General features: G+C 75.3%; 16 protein-coding genes and 1 pseudogene. 3 read left to right on the top strand and 14 right to left on the bottom strand.

What is annotated here, in order from left to right; translation table 11 throughout:
- Positions 1-4: 4 nt before the first annotated feature.
- Positions 5-775, bottom strand: a complete 771-nt coding sequence (locus tag ABD994_RS06660) for an SDR family NAD(P)-dependent oxidoreductase (RefSeq protein ID WP_345412067.1) — start codon at positions 773-775, stop codon at positions 5-7.
- A 63-nt stretch (positions 776-838) separates the two neighbouring features.
- On the opposite strand from ABD994_RS06660, the gene ABD994_RS06665 reads away from it, so the two are divergent.
- Entirely contained in the window at positions 839-1,423 is a 585-nt protein-coding gene (locus tag ABD994_RS06665; protein WP_345412069.1) for a TetR/AcrR family transcriptional regulator, read from the top strand.
- A 96-nt stretch (positions 1,424-1,519) separates the two neighbouring features.
- Positions 1,520-1,933 (top strand): cupin domain-containing protein, encoded by a 414-nt coding sequence (locus ABD994_RS06670; RefSeq protein WP_345412071.1) that lies wholly within the window; start codon positions 1,520-1,522, stop codon positions 1,931-1,933.
- Here the strand turns inward: ABD994_RS06670 and ABD994_RS06675 are convergent.
- From ABD994_RS06675 to ABD994_RS06710, 9 genes are all read right to left on the bottom strand, one after another.
- The gene (locus ABD994_RS06675) at positions 1,924-3,084 is read right to left on the bottom strand and encodes an acyl-CoA dehydrogenase family protein (RefSeq protein WP_345412073.1); all 1,161 of its coding nucleotides are present in this window, start codon (positions 3,082-3,084) and stop codon (positions 1,924-1,926) included. The two genes, ABD994_RS06670 and ABD994_RS06675, sit on opposite strands and share 10 nt — an antisense overlap.
- The gene (locus ABD994_RS06680; RefSeq protein ID WP_345412075.1) at positions 3,081-4,196 is read right to left on the bottom strand and encodes an LLM class flavin-dependent oxidoreductase; all 1,116 of its coding nucleotides are present in this window, start codon (positions 4,194-4,196) and stop codon (positions 3,081-3,083) included. Before ABD994_RS06680 ends, ABD994_RS06675 begins: the two co-directional genes overlap by 4 nt.
- Before the next feature lie 148 nt (positions 4,197-4,344).
- Entirely contained in the window at positions 4,345-5,619 is a 1,275-nt protein-coding gene (locus ABD994_RS06685) for a sulfate adenylyltransferase subunit 1 (protein WP_345412078.1), read from the bottom strand.
- On the bottom strand, positions 5,619-6,536 hold the full coding sequence (cysD, locus tag ABD994_RS06690) for a sulfate adenylyltransferase subunit CysD (protein ID WP_345412080.1): 918 nt from the start codon (positions 6,534-6,536) through the stop codon (positions 5,619-5,621). Before cysD ends, ABD994_RS06685 begins: the two co-directional genes overlap by 1 nt.
- Positions 6,533-7,255 carry a phosphoadenylyl-sulfate reductase gene (locus ABD994_RS06695; protein ID WP_345412082.1) on the bottom strand — a complete coding sequence of 241 codons (723 nt, stop codon included), beginning with the start codon at positions 7,253-7,255 and terminating at the stop codon, positions 6,533-6,535. Before ABD994_RS06695 ends, cysD begins: the two co-directional genes overlap by 4 nt.
- Positions 7,252-7,380 carry an Insertion element protein gene (locus tag ABD994_RS06700; RefSeq protein WP_345412084.1) on the bottom strand — a complete coding sequence of 43 codons (129 nt, stop codon included), beginning with the start codon at positions 7,378-7,380 and terminating at the stop codon, positions 7,252-7,254. The genes ABD994_RS06695 and ABD994_RS06700 overlap by 4 nt, the downstream gene beginning before the upstream one ends.
- Positions 7,377-9,158 (bottom strand): nitrite/sulfite reductase, encoded by a 1,782-nt coding sequence (locus ABD994_RS06705; protein WP_345412086.1) that lies wholly within the window; start codon positions 9,156-9,158, stop codon positions 7,377-7,379. The genes ABD994_RS06700 and ABD994_RS06705 overlap by 4 nt, the downstream gene beginning before the upstream one ends.
- 111 nt (positions 9,159-9,269) lie before the next feature.
- Complete coding sequence (locus ABD994_RS31665) at positions 9,270-9,527, bottom strand: putative leader peptide (RefSeq protein ID WP_425550034.1); 258 nt, start codon at positions 9,525-9,527, stop codon at positions 9,270-9,272.
- Entirely contained in the window at positions 9,413-10,438 is a 1,026-nt protein-coding gene (locus ABD994_RS06710) for a hypothetical protein (RefSeq protein ID WP_345412088.1), read from the bottom strand. The genes ABD994_RS31665 and ABD994_RS06710 overlap by 115 nt, the downstream gene beginning before the upstream one ends.
- Before the next feature lie 77 nt (positions 10,439-10,515).
- Here ABD994_RS06710 and hemW point away from each other — a divergent pair, with 77 nt between their 5' ends.
- Positions 10,516-11,751, top strand: a complete 1,236-nt coding sequence (hemW, locus tag ABD994_RS06715) for a radical SAM family heme chaperone HemW (protein ID WP_345412090.1) — start codon at positions 10,516-10,518, stop codon at positions 11,749-11,751.
- A gap of 303 nt (positions 11,752-12,054) precedes the next feature.
- Here the strand turns inward: hemW and ABD994_RS06720 are convergent, their stop codons facing one another.
- The 4 genes and pseudogenes from ABD994_RS06720 to ABD994_RS06735 form a co-directional block, all read right to left on the bottom strand.
- Positions 12,055-12,381 (bottom strand): hypothetical protein, encoded by a 327-nt coding sequence (locus ABD994_RS06720; protein ID WP_345412092.1) that lies wholly within the window; start codon positions 12,379-12,381, stop codon positions 12,055-12,057.
- Entirely contained in the window at positions 12,378-13,616 is a 1,239-nt protein-coding gene (locus ABD994_RS06725) for a hypothetical protein (RefSeq protein ID WP_345412094.1), read from the bottom strand. Before ABD994_RS06725 ends, ABD994_RS06720 begins: the two co-directional genes overlap by 4 nt.
- Before the next feature lie 51 nt (positions 13,617-13,667).
- Positions 13,668-15,161 carry a LuxR C-terminal-related transcriptional regulator gene (locus ABD994_RS06730; RefSeq protein WP_345412098.1) on the bottom strand — a complete coding sequence of 498 codons (1,494 nt, stop codon included), beginning with the start codon at positions 15,159-15,161 and terminating at the stop codon, positions 13,668-13,670.
- Positions 15,158-15,497 (bottom strand): annotated as a pseudogene (locus ABD994_RS06735) (hypothetical protein); the annotation flags it as partial. The pseudogene ABD994_RS06735 and the gene ABD994_RS06730, both read right to left, overlap by 4 nt.

The following is a 15,497-nucleotide window of genomic DNA, read 5'->3' on the forward strand; positions in this document are numbered from 1 at the left end:
GGGGTCAGGCGGCGGCCACGGCCACCCCGGTCCGGCCGCCGTCGACGTCGAGCACGATGCCGTGGGTGAACGAGGCCTCGTCCGAGGCGAGGTACACCGCCGCGGCGCCGATGGCGTCGGGGTGGCCCGCGCGGCCGGCGGGTGTCCCGACCATGAGCGCGTCGCGCGGCCCGAGCTCGCTCGTCGCGATCTCGGGCGGGTTGACCACCCCCGGGGAGATGGCGTTCACCCGCACCCCGCGCGGCCCGAACTCGGCGGCCCACGCCCGGGTCAGGGTCTCCACCGCCCCCTTCGTGGACGCGTACAGCGCGCCGCGCGGCACCCCGAGCCGCGTGATCCACGAACCGAGGTTGATCACGACGCCGTCGCCGCGCTCGATCATGGGCGGGACGAGCGCCTGCGTCAGGAAGAAGGCCGCCTTGACGTTCACGCCGTAGACGTGGTCGAACGTCGCCTCGTCGGTGTCCAGGGTCGACGGGGCCGGGAAGACGCCCGCGTTGTTGACGAGGACGTCGACGCGACCGCCGAGCCGCCGCGTGGCCTCCTCGGCGAGGGCGTGGCTGCCGGCCGGGGAGCCGTCGAGGTCGGCGGCCGCGAAGTCGGCCCGGCCGCCGTCGTGGCGGATCGCGTCGACGACCGCGGCGCCCCGACCGGCGTCCCGTCCGGAGACGATGACGTGGGCGCCCTCGGCGGCGAAGGCGAGGGCGATCGAGCGGCCGATGTTGCTGGTGGAGCCGGTGACGAGAGCCGTCCGGCCCGTGAGTCGTGAGGACATGGCGGCGACGGTAGGTCGCAATTTTTGGACTCGCGAGTCCAGAAGCTGGGCTACCGTGGGGCCGTGACGCTCACGGCCAAGGGGCACGCCACACGGCAGCGCATCGTGGAGGGCACGTCGGCGCACCTGCGCCGCGGCGACCCGGCCGGCGTGACGCTCGACGACATCCGCGCGATCACCGGGACGAGCAAGGGTCAGCTGTTCCACTACTTCCCGGGCGGCAAGGAGGAGCTCTTCCTCGCCGTCGCCCGCTTCGAGGCCGACCGCGTCATCGACGACCAGCAGCCCCACCTCGGGGCGCTCACCTCGTGGGCGGCCTGGAGGCGGTGGCGTGAGGCCGTCGTCGCCCGCTACCGGGTGCAGGGCCCGTACTGCCCGCTCGCGACCCTCATGGACCAGGTGGGCAGCACGCCGGGCGCGGCGGAGGTGGTCGGTCAGTTGCTGGAGCGGTGGGAAGGCGAGATCCGGCGGGGCATCGTCGCGATGCAGGAGCAGGGGGAGGTCGACGACCACCTCGACGCCGGCCGGGCGGCGGCCGCGATGATCGCCGGCATCCAGGGCGGCGTGCAGGTGCTCCGCTCCACCGGCCGCTCCGCCCACCTGGAGGCGGCGATGGACCTGGTGATCGAGCACCTGCGGGGTGCCTGACGGCACGTGAGCCCTCGTGACGGGTCCGCGACGAGGGCGCGGACGCCGCCTCCTGACCGCGCACCTACGCCGTTCGCCGGAACGAGGTGGTCGACGGTGTGCGCGACCATGGTCGTCCACCACCACGGATGGGGGACGACCATGCTGAAGCTCTCGCTCGACGCCTGCGCCCGCCAGCAGCTCGGCGCCGCCCGCACCAGCTCGGCGGGCCGGGCCGCCCACACGGTGGTGGGCGGGCACGGCAACACCATGCGGCAGACCGTGATCGCGCTGACCGGCGGCCGCGAGCTCGGCGAGCACGAGAACCCCGGCGAGGCGACGCTGGTCGTGCTGCACGGCCGGGTGCGCCTCGTGTCCGACAGCGACGCGTGGGACGGGCGCCGGGGCGACCTGCTCGTCGTGCCCGACGCCCGCCACCGCCTCGAGGCCGTGGAGGACGCCGTCGTGCTGCTGACGGTCGCGAAGACGGACCGCCGGGGCGGGGATCCGAAGAGCGGGGATCAGAAGTAGGCGTTCGTCGGCAGCGGGTCACCGGTGACGAGGTGGCGGCCGATCGCGGCGGCCTTGTACGACGCCGGGTTGTGCAGGGTGATCGTGCGGATGTTGCGCCAGTGCCGGTCGAGGTTGCGCGCACGGCTGGACGCCGACGCACCGCCGACGTCGAAGAGCGCGGTCGCCGCCGCCGGCGCCACGCGGTCGAGGTGCACCTTCACCGACGTGTGGGCGAGCGTCGCCGCCCGCCGGTTCTCATCGGTGGGGTCGGCGCGCACCGCGTCGATCGCGTCGGCCGCGGCGAGCACCGCCGCCTCGGCCACCCACGCCGTCGCGGCCAGCTCGCCCACCGTCGTCTGCAGGATCGGGTCGTCGACCGCCCGCGGGGCCGGTGCGTGCTCGAAGGTGCGGCCCCGGGAGCGCACCACCTCGGCGGCGTCCGTGGCCACCGACCGCAGGATGCCCGCGACCAGCGCCTGCAGGTAGAGCTGGAGGAACGCGTTCGTGCCGGCCGGGCGCGGCTCCGTCCGCGGCCGCACCGAGAGGATCTCCCCGGGCTCGACCGCGACGTCGTCGAACGACGTCGTGCCCGTGCCGGTGCGGCTCTGCCCCATGCCGTCCCAGTCGTCGACCACCGACACCCCGGCCCGGTCGGCGGGCACCAGCACGGTCGCCACGCGGTCGCCGGGCATCCCGGCCGCGACCGCGATCCAGTCCGCGTAGAGCGTGCCGGTGCTGTAGTACTTCGTCCCGCTCAGCACGAGACGCCCGTCGGCCTCGCGCAGCTGCGTCGCGAACTCGTGGCTGCCGGCCGTCAGCGGGCCGGCCTCGCTGATCGCGTTGCCGAAGACCTTCCCGTCCAGCACCTCGTCGAGCCAGCGCCGGCGCACGGCGGCGTCGGAGTTCTGCAGGAAGCCCAGCACCTGGCTGTAGTGGGTGCGCAGGACGTGGGCGACGATCGGGTCGGCCTCGGCCAGGTCGACGACGAACGCGATCAGCTCGCGCACCGACGCGCCGCCGCCGCCCTCGTCCGTGGGCACCGACAGCGCGCCCAGCCCGGCCTTCGCCACGGCGGCGACCTGGTCGAACGGGCTCTCGTCGCGGCGTTCGCGGGCGGCGGCGCCCGCCGCGATGTCCGCGAGCAGGGCCCGCACCTCGTCAGGTGTCATGCGCTCGCCTCCCGGGGCGTCCGTCGGGCCACCTCGGCGTGGACCAGGGGCAGCAGGTCGCGACCGTAGGCGACGGCGTCGTCGAGCGGGTCGTAGCCGCGGACGAGGAACGTGGTGACGCCGATCTCGTGGTAGTCCAGCAGGGCGGCGGCGACGGTCTCCGGGGTGCCGACCAGCGCCGTCGAGTTCCCGGCAGCGGCCGTCGCCGCCGCGGTCGGCGTCCACAGGCAGCGGTCGTGCAGCTCCCCGCGCTCGGCCGCGGCGAGCAACCGCTGCGAGCCGACGTTGGCCGGCGGCTGGTGCCCGCGGCGGTGGCTCATCCGCCCGGTGAAGGAGCCCGCACCACCGCCCGCCGCGGTGATCCGGTCGAGGACGTCGTGCGCGCGCTCCCACGCCTGCTCCTCCGTCGCCCCCAGGATCGGGCGGAACGAGACGCTGATCCGCGGCATCGACGTCCGGCCGGCCGCGCGGGCGGCGGCGTGCACCGCCGCGATCTGCTCGGCGGTCTCGGCCAGCGGCTCGCCCCACAGCGCGTAGACGTCGGCGTGCCGGCCGCCCACGCGGTAGGCGTCCGCCGACGAGCCGCCGAAGTAGACGGGGATGCGCGGCTGCTGGAGCGGGCGCGCGGTGGCGTGCACGTCGGCGACGTCGTAGAACTCGCCGCGGTGGTCGAACGGCTCGTGCTCGGTCCACGTGCGCGTCATGACCTCGAGGTACTCGTCGGTGCGCCGGTAGCGCGCCGCCTTGTCGAGGTGGTCGCCGTCGCGGCGCTGGTCGGCGTCGCTGCCGCCGGAGATGACGTGCACGGCGACGCGGCCGCCGGAGAACTGGTCGAGGGTGGCGAACGACCGCGCGGCCAGCGTGGGGGCGACGAACCCGGGCCGGTGCGCGACGAGGTAGCCGAGACGCTCGGTGTGCGCGGCCCCGAACGCCGCGACCTGCAGCCCGTCCGCGGTCGAGGCGCTGTGGCCCACCAGCACCTTGTCGAACCCGCCCTCGTCGTGGGCGGTGACGATGCGGCGCACGAAGTCCGGGTCGATCGGCGGGCCGGACGCCGGGTGGATCTCGGAGACGTGCTGCGTGCCGATCATCCCGACGAACTCGACGCCCATGCGGACCTCCTGCGCTGGTGCGGTGCTCCTCGCCCCTGGCTACCCCGGTCCTGCGCCACCGAGCAGGGGAAGCTGACCGAGGTGAGCTGAGCCGGTTACTGGCTGGTATCGCTCGCCCAGCGAGCGATACCAGCCAGTAATCGCCGGCTCAGTAGCGGTCGAGCGGGCGGGCCACCAGCGGGCGCCCGACCAGCCCCGCGGCGAGGGTGTCGCCGGCCTGGGGGTCGATGAGCAGGAACGAGCCCGTGGTCGCGATCTCGTCGTAGGGGTCGAGCGGCAGCGGCTCGGAGACGGTCAGCGCGACCTGGCCCATGTCGTTGATGCCCAGCTCGCCCGGGTCCTCGACGACGGACAGGGTCTCGGTGTCGAGGCGGTGGGTCACCGCGCCGACGATCGCCTGCACCGTGCGCGTGCCGTGCTTGAGCAGCAGCCGGGCGCCCGGGCGCAGCGGCTTCTCGTGCAGCCAGGCGAGCGTCGCGTCGAACTCGGTGACGGGCTCCGGCGCCCCGGGCGCGGCCAGCAGCGCGCCGCGCGCGACGCCGAGGTCGTCGGCGAGGCGGAGCACCACGCTCTGCCCGTCGTGGGCCACGTCGAGCTCGCCGTCGGCGGTGTCGATGCCCTCGACCCGCGTGCGCTGCCCGTCGGGCAGCACCGCGACCTCGTCGCCGACGCTGACCGTGCCCGCCGTGACCAGGCCCGCGTAGCCCCGGTAGTCGGGGTGGGACTCGGTGCGGGGGCGCACCACGTACTGCACCGGGAACCGGAACGGGGCGGCGTGGTCGGCGCCCTCGACCGGCACCGACTCGAGGTGCTCGAGCAGCGTCGGGCCCTCGTACCAGGGGGTGTGATCGGAGGCGAGGACGACGTTGTCGCCCTTCTTCGCCGACAGCGGGATCGCGACGACGTCGTCCTCGGCGTAGCCCAGGGCCTCGGTGAGCCCGAAGAACTCCTTGGCGATGCGCCAGTAGGTGTTCTCGTCGAAGTCGACGAGGTCCATCTTGTTGACCGCGAGCACCAGCCGCGGCACCCGCAGCAGCCCCATCACCGCGACGTGGCGGCGGGTCTGCTCGACGATGCCGTGGCGCGCGTCCACGAGCAGCACCGCGAGCGACGCGGTGGACGCGCCGGTCACCGTGTTGCGCGTGTACTGCACGTGGCCCGGGGTGTCGGCCAGCACGAACGACCGCCGCGGCGTCGCGAAGTACCGGTACGCGACGTCGATCGTGATGCCCTGCTCGCGCTCGGAGCGCAGGCCGTCGACCAGAAGCGAGAGGTCCGGGTCCCCGCCGCCCTGGGTGGCGCGCTCGACGGCCTCCATCTGGTCGGCGAGCACCGACTTGGTGTCGTAGAGCAGCCGCCCGACGAGGGTGGACTTGCCGTCGTCGACGGAACCGGCCGTGGCCAAGCGGAGCAGGTCGGTCATCAGAAATAGCCCTCTCGCTTGCGGTCCTCCATGGCGGCCTCCGAGAGGCGGTCGTCGGCCCGCGTCGCGCCGCGCTCGGTGAGGCGGCTCTCGCGCACCTCGTCGAGCACCTCGTCCAGCGTCGACGCGTCGGACTCCACCGCGCCGGTGCAGGAGCCGTCGCCGACGGTGCGGTAGCGCACCGTCTTGGTGACGACCTCCTCGCCGTCCCGCGGGCCGCCCCACGGCCCGCTGGTCAGCCACATCCCGTCGCGGGAGAACACGTCGCGGGTGTGCGCGTAGTAGATCGAGGGCAGCTCGACGCCCTCGCGCGCGATGTAGCGCCAGACGTCGAGCTCGGTGAAGTTCGACAGCGGGAACACGCGCACGTGCTCGCCGGGCTTGTGGCGCCCGTTGTAGAGGTTCCACAGCTCGGGGCGCTGGCGGCTCGGCTCCCAGGCGCCGAAGGCGTTGCGGAGGGAGAAGATGCGCTCCTTGGCCCGCGCGCGCTCCTCGTCGCGGCGCCCGCCGCCGAAGACGGCGTCGTGGCGGTGCTCGGCGATCGCGTCGAGCAGCGGCGTGGTCTGCAGCGGGTTGCGGGTGCCGTCGGCCCGCTCCTGGAGCCGGCCGTCGTCGATGTAGTCCTGGACGCGGGCGACCTCGAGGGTCAGGCCGTAGCGCTCGACGACGCGGTCGCGGAAGTCGATGACCTCGTCGAAGTTGTGCCCGGTGTCGACGTGCAGCACCGGGAACGGGATCGGCGCGGGCCAGAACGCCTTGGCCGCGAGGTGCACCAGCAGCATCGAGTCCTTGCCGCCGGAGAAGAGGATCACGGGACGGTCGAACTCGCCCGCGACCTCGCGCATGACGTGGATCGCCTCGGACTCCAGGGCGTCCAGCTGGTCGGTGTGGACGGCGTCCAGCGGGGCGGCGGTCATCCGTGCAGCCCGCACTCGGTCTTGGAGAAGCCCGCCCAGCGCCCGCTGCGCGGGTCGGCGCCCGGGGCCGGCTTGGCCGTGCAGGGCGCGCAGCCGATCGACGGGTAGCCCTCGCCGACCAGCGGGTTGACCAGCACGGCGTGCTCGCCGATGTAGGCGTCCATCTGCTCGTCGGTCCAGTGCGCGATCGGGTTGACCTTCACCAGGCCGTGCCGCTCGTCCCAGGTGACCAGCGGTGTCGTCGCGCGGGTCGGGGCCTCGACGCGCCGGACGCCGGTGACCCAGGCGTCGTAGCGCGCGAGCGTCCTGCGCAGCGGCTCGACCTTGCGCATCCCGCAGCACGCCCCGGGGTCGGTGGCGAAGAGGTCCTTGCCGTACTGCGCGTCCTGCTCGGCGACCGTGAGCTCCGGCTCGGCCTGCACGATCCGCACGCCGTAGACCTGCGCGACCGCGTCGCGGGTGCCGAGCGTCTCGGCGAAGTGGTAGCCGGTCTCGAGGAAGAGCACGTCGACGCCCGCGCGGGCCTCGGCGCCGAGCTTCACCAGGACCGCGTCCTGCATGTTCGACGCGACGATGAGCCCGGCGCCGTAGGTCTCCGCGGCCCAGGTCAGCACCTGGCGGGTGAGCTCCTCGTGATCGACCGTGCCCTCGAGCGCGGCGAACCGCTCGCCCGCAGCGAGGGCCTCGGACCGTCGGGTGTCGGTCTCCGTACTGGTCATGCGGTCACTCCCGTGACGACGAAGGTGCTGCGGCAGTCGGCGCACTCCCAGGCGCCGCGGGGTTCCTCCCGCGGGCGCAGGTCCTGCTCCCCGCAGTACGGGCAGTACTGCACCGCGAGCCTCACGACAGCTGCGCCTCGTCCGCGCGCACGACCCACTGGGCGAAGCGCTCGCCGTCCTGGCGGTGCTCGGCGTAGGAGCGCACGACACGCTCGACGTAGTCGCCGAGGTCGGCGGAGAGCACCTTGTGCCCCCGCAGCTTGCGCCCGAAGCCGGCGTCGAGGCCGAGGCCGCCGCCGAGGTGCACCTGGAAGCCCGCGGCCGGGTTGCCTTCGGCGTCGTTGACGATCTGACCCTTGAGCCCGATGTCGGCCACCTGGACGCGAGCGCAGGAGTTCGGGCAGCCGTTGAGGTTGATCGAGATCGGGTGCTCGAGGGTGTCCTGGACGTCGGCGAGGCGCTGCTCGAGCTCGTCGACCAGCTCGCCCGCGCGGTTCTTGGTGTCGACGAAGGCGAGCTTGCAGAACTCCAGACCGGTGCAGGCCATCGTCGCCCGGCGCCAGGGGCTCGGCCGGGCGGGCAGGCCGAGGTGGTCGAGGGCCGTGGTCAGGCCGTCGAGCCGGGCCGGCGGCACGTCCAGCACGAGGATCTTCTGGTACGGCGTGAGCCGGACGCGCTGGGAGCCGGCCTCCTCGGCGGCCTTCGCGACGCCGACCAGCGTCGAGCCGCTGGTGCGTCCGGCGGGCGGGGCGACGCCGACGTAGTGGTTGCCGTCGACCTGCTCGTGGACGCCGACGTGGTCGATGATGCCGGCGATCTCCCCGGGGGCCGGACCGTCGACGAGCTTCCGCTCGAGGTACTCGTCCTCGAGGACCTGGCGGAACTTCTCCGGGCCCCAGTCGGCGATGAGGAACTTGATCCGGGCCCGGGTACGCAGCCGGCGATAGCCGTAGTCGCGGAACACCTGCACGACGCCCTGCCAGACGTCGGCGACCTCGTCCAGCGGCACCCACGCCCCGAGGCGCACGGCGAGCTTCGGGTTGGTCGAGAGGCCGCCGCCGACCTGCAGGTCGAACCCGGGGCCGTGCTCGGGGTGCACGACGCCGACGAAGCTGACGTCGTTGACCTCGTGCGCGACGTCCTGCTGCCCGGAGATCGCGGTCTTGAACTTGCGCGGCAGGTTCGCCAGCGAGCGGTCGCCGATGAAACGCTCGACGATCTCGTCGATCGCCGGGGTGCCGTCGATGACCTCGTCGGCGCTGATGCCCGCGACCGGCGAGCCGAGCACCACGCGGGGGCAGTCACCGCAGGCCTCGGTGGTGTAGAGCCCCACGGCCTCGAGCCGCCGCCAGATTTCCGGGACGTCCTCGACGCGGACCCAGTGCAGCTGGATGTTCTCGCGGTCGGTGACGTCGGCGGTGTCGCGGGCGAACGTCTGGCTGATCTCGCCGATGACGCGCAGCTGCTCGGTGGTCAGGGCGCCGCCGTCGACGCGGACCCGCATCATGAAGAACGAGGCGTCGAGCTCCTCCTCCTCGACGTGGCCGGTGTCGGTGCCCGGGAAGCCCTCCGCACGCTGGGTGTAGAGGCCCATCCAGCGGAAGCGCCCGCGCAGGTCTGCCGGGTCGATCGAGTCGAAGCCGCGGACGGAGTAGATGTTCTCGATCCGCGCCCGCACGTTGAGTGGGTGGTCGTCCTTCTTGGACTGCTCGTTCTTGTTCAGCGGCTCGCGGTAGCCCAGCGCCCACTGGCCCTCGGCCTTGCCCTTGCGCGCCCTCGCCGGCTTGGGCTTCGGGGGTGCGTCCTGCCCGCCGTCCGGGTGACGCAGCGGCGTGGTCTCCGCGTACGACTCCTCGGAGGTCGTGGCGTTCTCGGACGACGGGGCGCCAGAGCCAGTGGCCATGGTTCGGGGTTCCTCCGGGGGGTGGTGCACGGGCGCGCGCGGGCACGGCGAGGCGGACCTCGATCGAGGTGTGCGCGGTTCCCGCTGGGGTGTGGTGGCGGTGCGTCGCGCTCAGCAGGCCCGGCAGAGGGCGCTGGCCTGACGAGCGAGGTCGACGTGACGTCGACTCACGAGGAGCTCGCCCGGCGTGTGCACGCCCACGAGCCTGCCACGAGCAGGGGGTCCTTTTCCACGTGACGTTCGACGACGCCCGATCAGTTGCGTGCGCACGCGTAGGTCAGCGGCACCTCGGCGCCGTGGTCGATCACCTCGAAGGCGTCGACGGGCAGGCCGGCGAACGTCTGTGCCTCGATGCCGAGGTCGGCCCACCGCGCCGTGCCCGTCCGGTCGTCGGCGAAGGTCAGCGCGATCTCCCCGCCGTCGGCGAGGTACATGCCGTGGGTCTGCAGCGCGGTGGTCACGACGCGCTGGGCAGGCGTGTAGCCCGAGAGGTCGACGTCGGACCGTAGGCGCAGGTGGACGCCGTAGGGCGGGGCGTCGGGGTCGGTGCTCTCCGGCCCGCCGGCGTGGGTGGCGGGCGGGACGTAGACGCCGGCCCTGATGCGGTCGTTGGGCAGGACGAAGCGCAGGGCGTGGTCGATGCGCCCGGCCGCGACCTCGTCGGCGGTCGGGGTCATCGCCGCGATCGGGAAGCCCGCGGCGTCGGCGCTGGTGCACTGGGGGCCGCGCAGCTCGTCGGTCCAGGTGCGGTCGAGGTCCCAGACGACGAGGGCGCCGGCGGTGATGCCGTCGGGGGACCCGGTGCCCTGGTAGATCTCGTACAGGCGCCGGCCGTCGCGGTCGGCGACGAGCAGGTGGCAGTCCTCGTTCGCGGCGTCGCAGGTCAGGTCGGGCGAGCCCTCCGCGTGGGCGCCGTCGGGCAGCGGCACCTCGGCCGGCACGGGGTCGCAGTCGGGGCCGCCACCGCAGTAGTCCGGGGTGCCGGTGACGGTGGTCCGGGGCGTCCCCGCGTCCGCGGTCAGGACCGGCATCCCGAAGTCGATCTGCATCACGCCGCCGTTGCCCCAGCCGCCGGCGTTCGCCAGCGCGGCGATCACGGCGCTGCGCTCGGACGCCGGCGCGGACGAGACGTCGGCGGTCCACGGCTGGGGACCGCGGAAGAGGCCGGTGCCCTCCTCCGGCGCCGCGGGACGCTCGGCGCGGGGCGGCGTGCTGCCGCACGACACGAGGAGGGCGGCCGCGACGGTGCAGGTCAGCGCCGCGCGCAGGGCCCGGGACATGATCCGGACGCTAGCCCCCACGCGCTACCGAACGGGGCGTTCCGGAATACGGCAATCGCCGGGCGCACACTGGATCCGTGCCCTCCGTCCCCTCGTCCGGCGAGCCGGCGCCCGCCGACGGCGCCCTGCCGCCCGCGTCGCTCGCCGGGCTCGGCACGCGACCGTTCGGGGTCTACGTGCACGTGCCCTTCTGCGCGACGCGCTGCGGGTACTGCGACTTCAACACCTACACGGCCTCGGACCTCGGGCTCACCTCGTCCGACGACCCGGCGTCCCCGGCGTCCTGGCTCGAGGGGCTGCGCCGCGAGCTCGACCTGGCCGCCCGTGTCCTGGGCTCGCCCCCGCCCGCCGACACCGTCTTCCTCGGCGGCGGCACGCCCTCGCTGCTCGGCGGCGACGGGCTCGTGGCGGTGCTCGACGCGGTGCGGTCGTCGTTCGGGCTGCGGCCCGGCGCCGAGGTGACCACCGAGGCCAACCCGGAGTCGACGACGCCCGAGCTGCTCGCGGCGATCGCCGACGCGGGCTACACGCGTCTCTCGCTGGGCATGCAGTCCGACGTCGACCACGTCCTCGCCGTGCTCGACCGGCGGCACACGCCGGGGGCGGCGGTCTCCGTGGCCGGCGCCGCGCTCGCGGCCGGGCTGCGCCACGTCAACCTCGACCTCATCTACGGCACGCCCACCGAGACCGACGACGACCTGCGCCGCTCGCTCGACGCCGTGCTCGCCTCCGGCGCGGACCACGTCTCGGCGTACGGGCTGATCGTCGAGGAGGGCACGGCGCTGGCCCGGCGGATCGCGCGCGGCGATCACCCGATGCCCGACGACGACGTCCTCGCCGACCGCTACGAGATCGTCGACGACGTCCTCGGCGCCGCCGGCTTCGGGTGGTACGAGGTGTCCAACTGGGCGCGGTCGGTCGACGCCCGGTGCCGTCACAACCTCGTCTACTGGGGCGGCGGCGACTGGTGGGGCGCCGGGCCGGGCGCGCACTCCCACGTCGGCGGCACGCGGTGGTGGAACGTCCGCCACCCGGCGCGGTACTCGGCGGCCCTCGCGGCGGGGCGCTCGCCGGCGGAGGCGCGCGAGGTCGTCACCCCCGACGAGGCGCACCTCGAGCAGGTGCTCCTGGAGCTGCGCACGGTCGACGGCCTGGCGGTGGCGGCCCTCGACGGCCCCGGCCGCTCCGCCGGCGACACCGCGGCCCGCGACGGCCTCCTCGACCCGGGGCAGTGGGCCCGGGGCCGCGCCGTCCTCACGCGGCGGGGGCGGCTCCTCGCCGACGGTGTGGCGCTGTCGCTCGCGGGGGCGTGAGCGCGCCCGGCCGTGTTCGGCGGTTACTGGCTGGTATCGCTCGCTGAGCGAGCGATACGGGCCAGTAACCGCTCCTGGGGTGCGGGCGTCGGGCGAGGGGCACGGTGCGCATGATCGAGAGGCTCGCGGGCCTGCGGAACGTGCCGCTCGGGGTGGCCGGCGGGCCGTGATCGCTCCCGCTGCTCCTCCGGGGCCGTGTGGTGACCTCGGCGGAGCACCTGGAGCGATCTCCCTTCTCGCCTCGGCCTCGGCCTCGGTCGTCGAGGAGCGACTCCGCGCGGGCCTCAGCGGCCGGCGCCGGCGTCAGGGCTGTCCCGCGCGTCCGGGGCCGCGCAGGTCGGGGTCAGGAGGCCAGGCCTCGGTGCCCCTGACCCCCCTCGTGATCTGGTAGGCGACGAGGAACCGTTCGACCGCGTTCTCGACGCGGGCGCCGTAGGGCGTCGGCTCCCATTCGGGTCCGGTGAGCTCGCTCGCGATCTCGTCAGCCAGGACGTCGTTGACCTGTTCGCGCAGGGACATCGTCGGTGTATCGCTGCTCTCCACGGCGCGGAGGAGGTCGGGCGCCCGTTGCCCGAGTACCTCGCGGATGGTCTTCGCGGACTCCGCGTCCAAGCGATCCAGAGCGCTCACCGGTTCCTCCATCCGTTCGACGTCTTGGCCCAGGTGGTCACGACCTCGCCGTTCTCGTTGAGGGAAGCGACCGCATCCCTGCCTTCGTAGCGATAGGTCCCGCTCCTCGGCTGGAACACCGGCGGTGAGGTCGGGTTGGCGACGGCGTCGGCCATCGCTTCGTCGTTCACCCCGACTCCGTCGCGGCCTTCCGCGCGCTCCTGCCCATGCCTCGTCAGGCCGGTGATCTCCTCGGGCGGGTCGAAGGGCGGTCCGGCGTCCTCGTTGACCCGGAACGGCGCGACGCGGTCGTCGCCGAGGGCGTGCTGGGTGAGGTCGATCGCCCCCGCCCCGGCGATGCCCACCCCCGCCGCGAGGCCCGCCGCCGAGGCGCCGGTGAGGGGGACGCCGACGGGGGCGCCGACGCCCGTGGCGGTGGCGACCGTGCCGCCCAGGACGCCGGCGGCGCTCGCCGCGGCCAGGGCCCCGCCGCCGAGGACGGCGAACGCCGACGGGACGTGGTGCAGCGCGGCGTTGCCCACCGACGCGGCAAGGTTGCCCGCCGACGCCAGGGCCTCGCCGAGCCCCGACGCGCCGCTCTGAACGGCAGTCGCGGGCACCGGCCCGCCCAGCGCCTCCGTCGCCGCCCGGAACGCGCGGGCGGCCGCCTCGTTCGCCGCGAGCGCCCGCTCGGGGGATCCCGTCCGCAGCTCCTCGGCGCAGAGCCGCAACGGACCGACGACGCCCGCGACGGCGTGGGCCGCCCGGCGCACCTCCTGGGCGTCGGCCTCGACGCGCGCCAGGGCCATCGGCGCCGCGAGGCCCGACCAGTCGGTGACGGTCGACCTCCCGTGGGCCAGCAGCCCGTCTGCCGCGGCACCGAGGTCGCGCGCGGCGGCAGCCAGCTGGTCGGCGGCGCCCACCAAGGCTTCGGGATCCCCGGCGAGCGCCATCAGCGCGGCGGCCCGAGGCCGGGGAGGACGATCGTGTCGGTGGCGGTGTACCGCGTGCTCGCCGCGTCGAGGGCGTCCGCGCACTCGGGTGACGCTGCCCGTCACCGCGCGGAGCAGGGCGTCGAGCCGCCCGGCGAGAGCGTCGGCCGCCTCCGCGAGCGGCCCGTCGCCGGCTGCGGTCGCCGCCGACGCCGCCCCGTCGACGGCACGGCCGAGGGCGTCGCCCACCCGCCCCGCGTCCCCGCGCAGCAGCCCCGCACCCCGACGCAGGTCCTCGGGACGGACGTCGACCCCCTCCGGCACGACCGCGATGCTCACACCGGCGCAGCGACCGTGGGTGCCGTTCGGGAGAAGTCAGCGCCCCAGCGCCGCGCGCAGGTCCCCGAACAGCTCGCTGCGGGTCGCCGAGCCCAACCGCTGGCGCAGGCGTGCGACGTGGTGCTCGACGGTCTTGGCCGACAGGAACAGCCGCGCCCCGATCTCGCGGTAGGTCAGGCCCTCGACGACGAGGGCGGCGACCTCCCGCTCCCGGTCGGTCAGGACGACCCCGGGCGCCCGCGGCTCCGGGACCTCGGATGACGCCGTGACCCCGGGGTGCAGGTCGCGCGCGCAGGCCAGCAGGGCCGAGATCGCGCGGCGGTCGGTGGTGCGCAGCGCCGCCTCGCCGGCCAGCCGCGACCCGTCCCACCCGAGCCCGGCCGCCCGCAGCCCCGTGGCCGCGGCCGCGACCTCCTCCGCGTCGACCTCCCCGGCCAGCACCCGCAGCCACGCGGCGGCCGCCCGGGCCGGGGCGACGGCGGGGTGGGCCACCTCGGCCGCCGCGGCCAGCGCGCGGGCGTGCGTCTCGGCCCGCTCCGGGGCCTCGGTCGCGATCGCGTACTGCAGGCCGTACCAGTGCCACGGCGTGCTCCACAGCGCCGGCTCGCCGAGTGCCGCGAGCAGCGCGTCGCCCTCGGAGAGGTGCGGCGCCACCCAGCCCTGCTCGCCGAGGCGGGCCGCCGCGAGCGCCAGCTCGCCGACGGGCAGCAGGACGTAGAGGTCGACGGGGTGGCACACGAGCGCCTCCCGCGCCCGTGCCCACAGGTCGAGCAGGGCGCGCACGTCGCCGGCCCGGCGGGCGAGGGCGACGTCGAGCGCCACGGCGACCAGCTCGTCGCGCGGCTCGACGACCGCCGGCCCCGCCTCGCCGGCCCGCGCCCGCAGCGACCGCGCGGCGGCGCCGTCGCCGGACGAGAGCGCGCACCAGGCCCGCAGCAGCAGGTGGCGACGCCGGTGGGCGGGACCGCCCAGCTCGAGGGCGAGCGCCCGGTCGAGCAGGGGCGCGGCGAGCTCGGGCTCCCCGCGGTGCAGGGCGACGAGCGCGCCGAGCGCGGCCGGGGTGTCGCCGCGGACCACCTCCTGGTCGCACACCGCCAGCGCGGCCGTGGCCCGGCTGAGCAGCGAGAGCGCGGTCGAGGAGTCCCCGGTCACCGACGCCAGCACCCCGCGGGCGGTGAGCGCGTCCGCCGCCTCGCTCAGCCCGGGAGCGCTCGCGCCGCCGACCGGGCACGCCAGGGCCTCCGCCGACGACCCCACCCCCAGCAGCGCGACGACGCCGTCGGGCGCCGCGTGGCCCCGCTCCGCGAGCCACCGGTGGAGCTCCGCGGCGCGGGCCAGCAGCCCGCGGTGGGGGAGCACGGCGGCCAGGACGGCGGCCGCGCGCTCGCGGTCGGCGCCGCCCGGATCCCGCAGGACGGCGTCGGCGGTGCGCAGCGCGGTGTCGAGGTCGCCCGCCCGCGCCGCCCGCTCGGCGGTGCCGACGCCCGGCGGGTCGCCGGCCGGGGGCGGGGCGGTGTGGACCGCGGTCACGTCGTCTCCTCCGCGGGAGTGGGCGCGGGCTCCTCGGAGGTCGTCTCCGCCGCAGGCTCCCCGGCCGGCTCCTCCGCCGGCTCCTCCTCGGCACCGCGCGTCTCGGGCTCGGTGACGGTCGGGTCGGGCTCGGCGGTCGCCTCCGGCGTGGTCTCCACCTCGGCGTCGGGTGTCGAGGTGGGCGCCGGGGAGGGCTCCGACGCGGCCGACGCCGGCGTGGCGGCGACGGCGAGCGGTGTCGCCGCCGGCGCGTCACCCGCCGGCGCCGACGCGGGCCGGGCGACCGTGTCGTCGGGGACCGGACCGACCGCGCCCGGCCCGACCGCCCCGGCCCGC

The sequence above is a fragment of the Actinomycetospora chlora genome (assembly GCF_039542135.1).
GTDB lineage: Bacteria > Actinomycetota > Actinomycetes > Mycobacteriales > Pseudonocardiaceae > Actinomycetospora > Actinomycetospora chlora.

What these genes read in the sequence shown, in the direction of transcription:
- ABD994_RS06660 (WP_345412067.1), bottom strand. Translation starts at nt 775, where the DNA reads ATGTCCTCACGACTCACGGGCCGGACGGCTCTCGTCACCGGCTCCACC.
- ABD994_RS06675 (WP_345412073.1), bottom strand. Translation starts at nt 3,084, where the DNA reads ATGACACCTGACGAGGTGCGGGCCCTGCTCGCGGACATCGCGGCGGGC.
- ABD994_RS06680 (WP_345412075.1), bottom strand. Translation starts at nt 4,196, where the DNA reads ATGGGCGTCGAGTTCGTCGGGATGATCGGCACGCAGCACGTCTCCGAG.
- ABD994_RS06685 (WP_345412078.1), bottom strand. Translation starts at nt 5,619, where the DNA reads ATGACCGACCTGCTCCGCTTGGCCACGGCCGGTTCCGTCGACGACGGC.
- cysD (WP_345412080.1), bottom strand. Translation starts at nt 6,536, where the DNA reads ATGACCGCCGCCCCGCTGGACGCCGTCCACACCGACCAGCTGGACGCC.
- ABD994_RS06695 (WP_345412082.1), bottom strand. Translation starts at nt 7,255, where the DNA reads ATGACCAGTACGGAGACCGACACCCGACGGTCCGAGGCCCTCGCTGCG.
- ABD994_RS06705 (WP_345412086.1), bottom strand. Translation starts at nt 9,158, where the DNA reads ATGGCCACTGGCTCTGGCGCCCCGTCGTCCGAGAACGCCACGACCTCC.
- ABD994_RS06710 (WP_345412088.1), bottom strand. Translation starts at nt 10,438, where the DNA reads ATGTCCCGGGCCCTGCGCGCGGCGCTGACCTGCACCGTCGCGGCCGCC.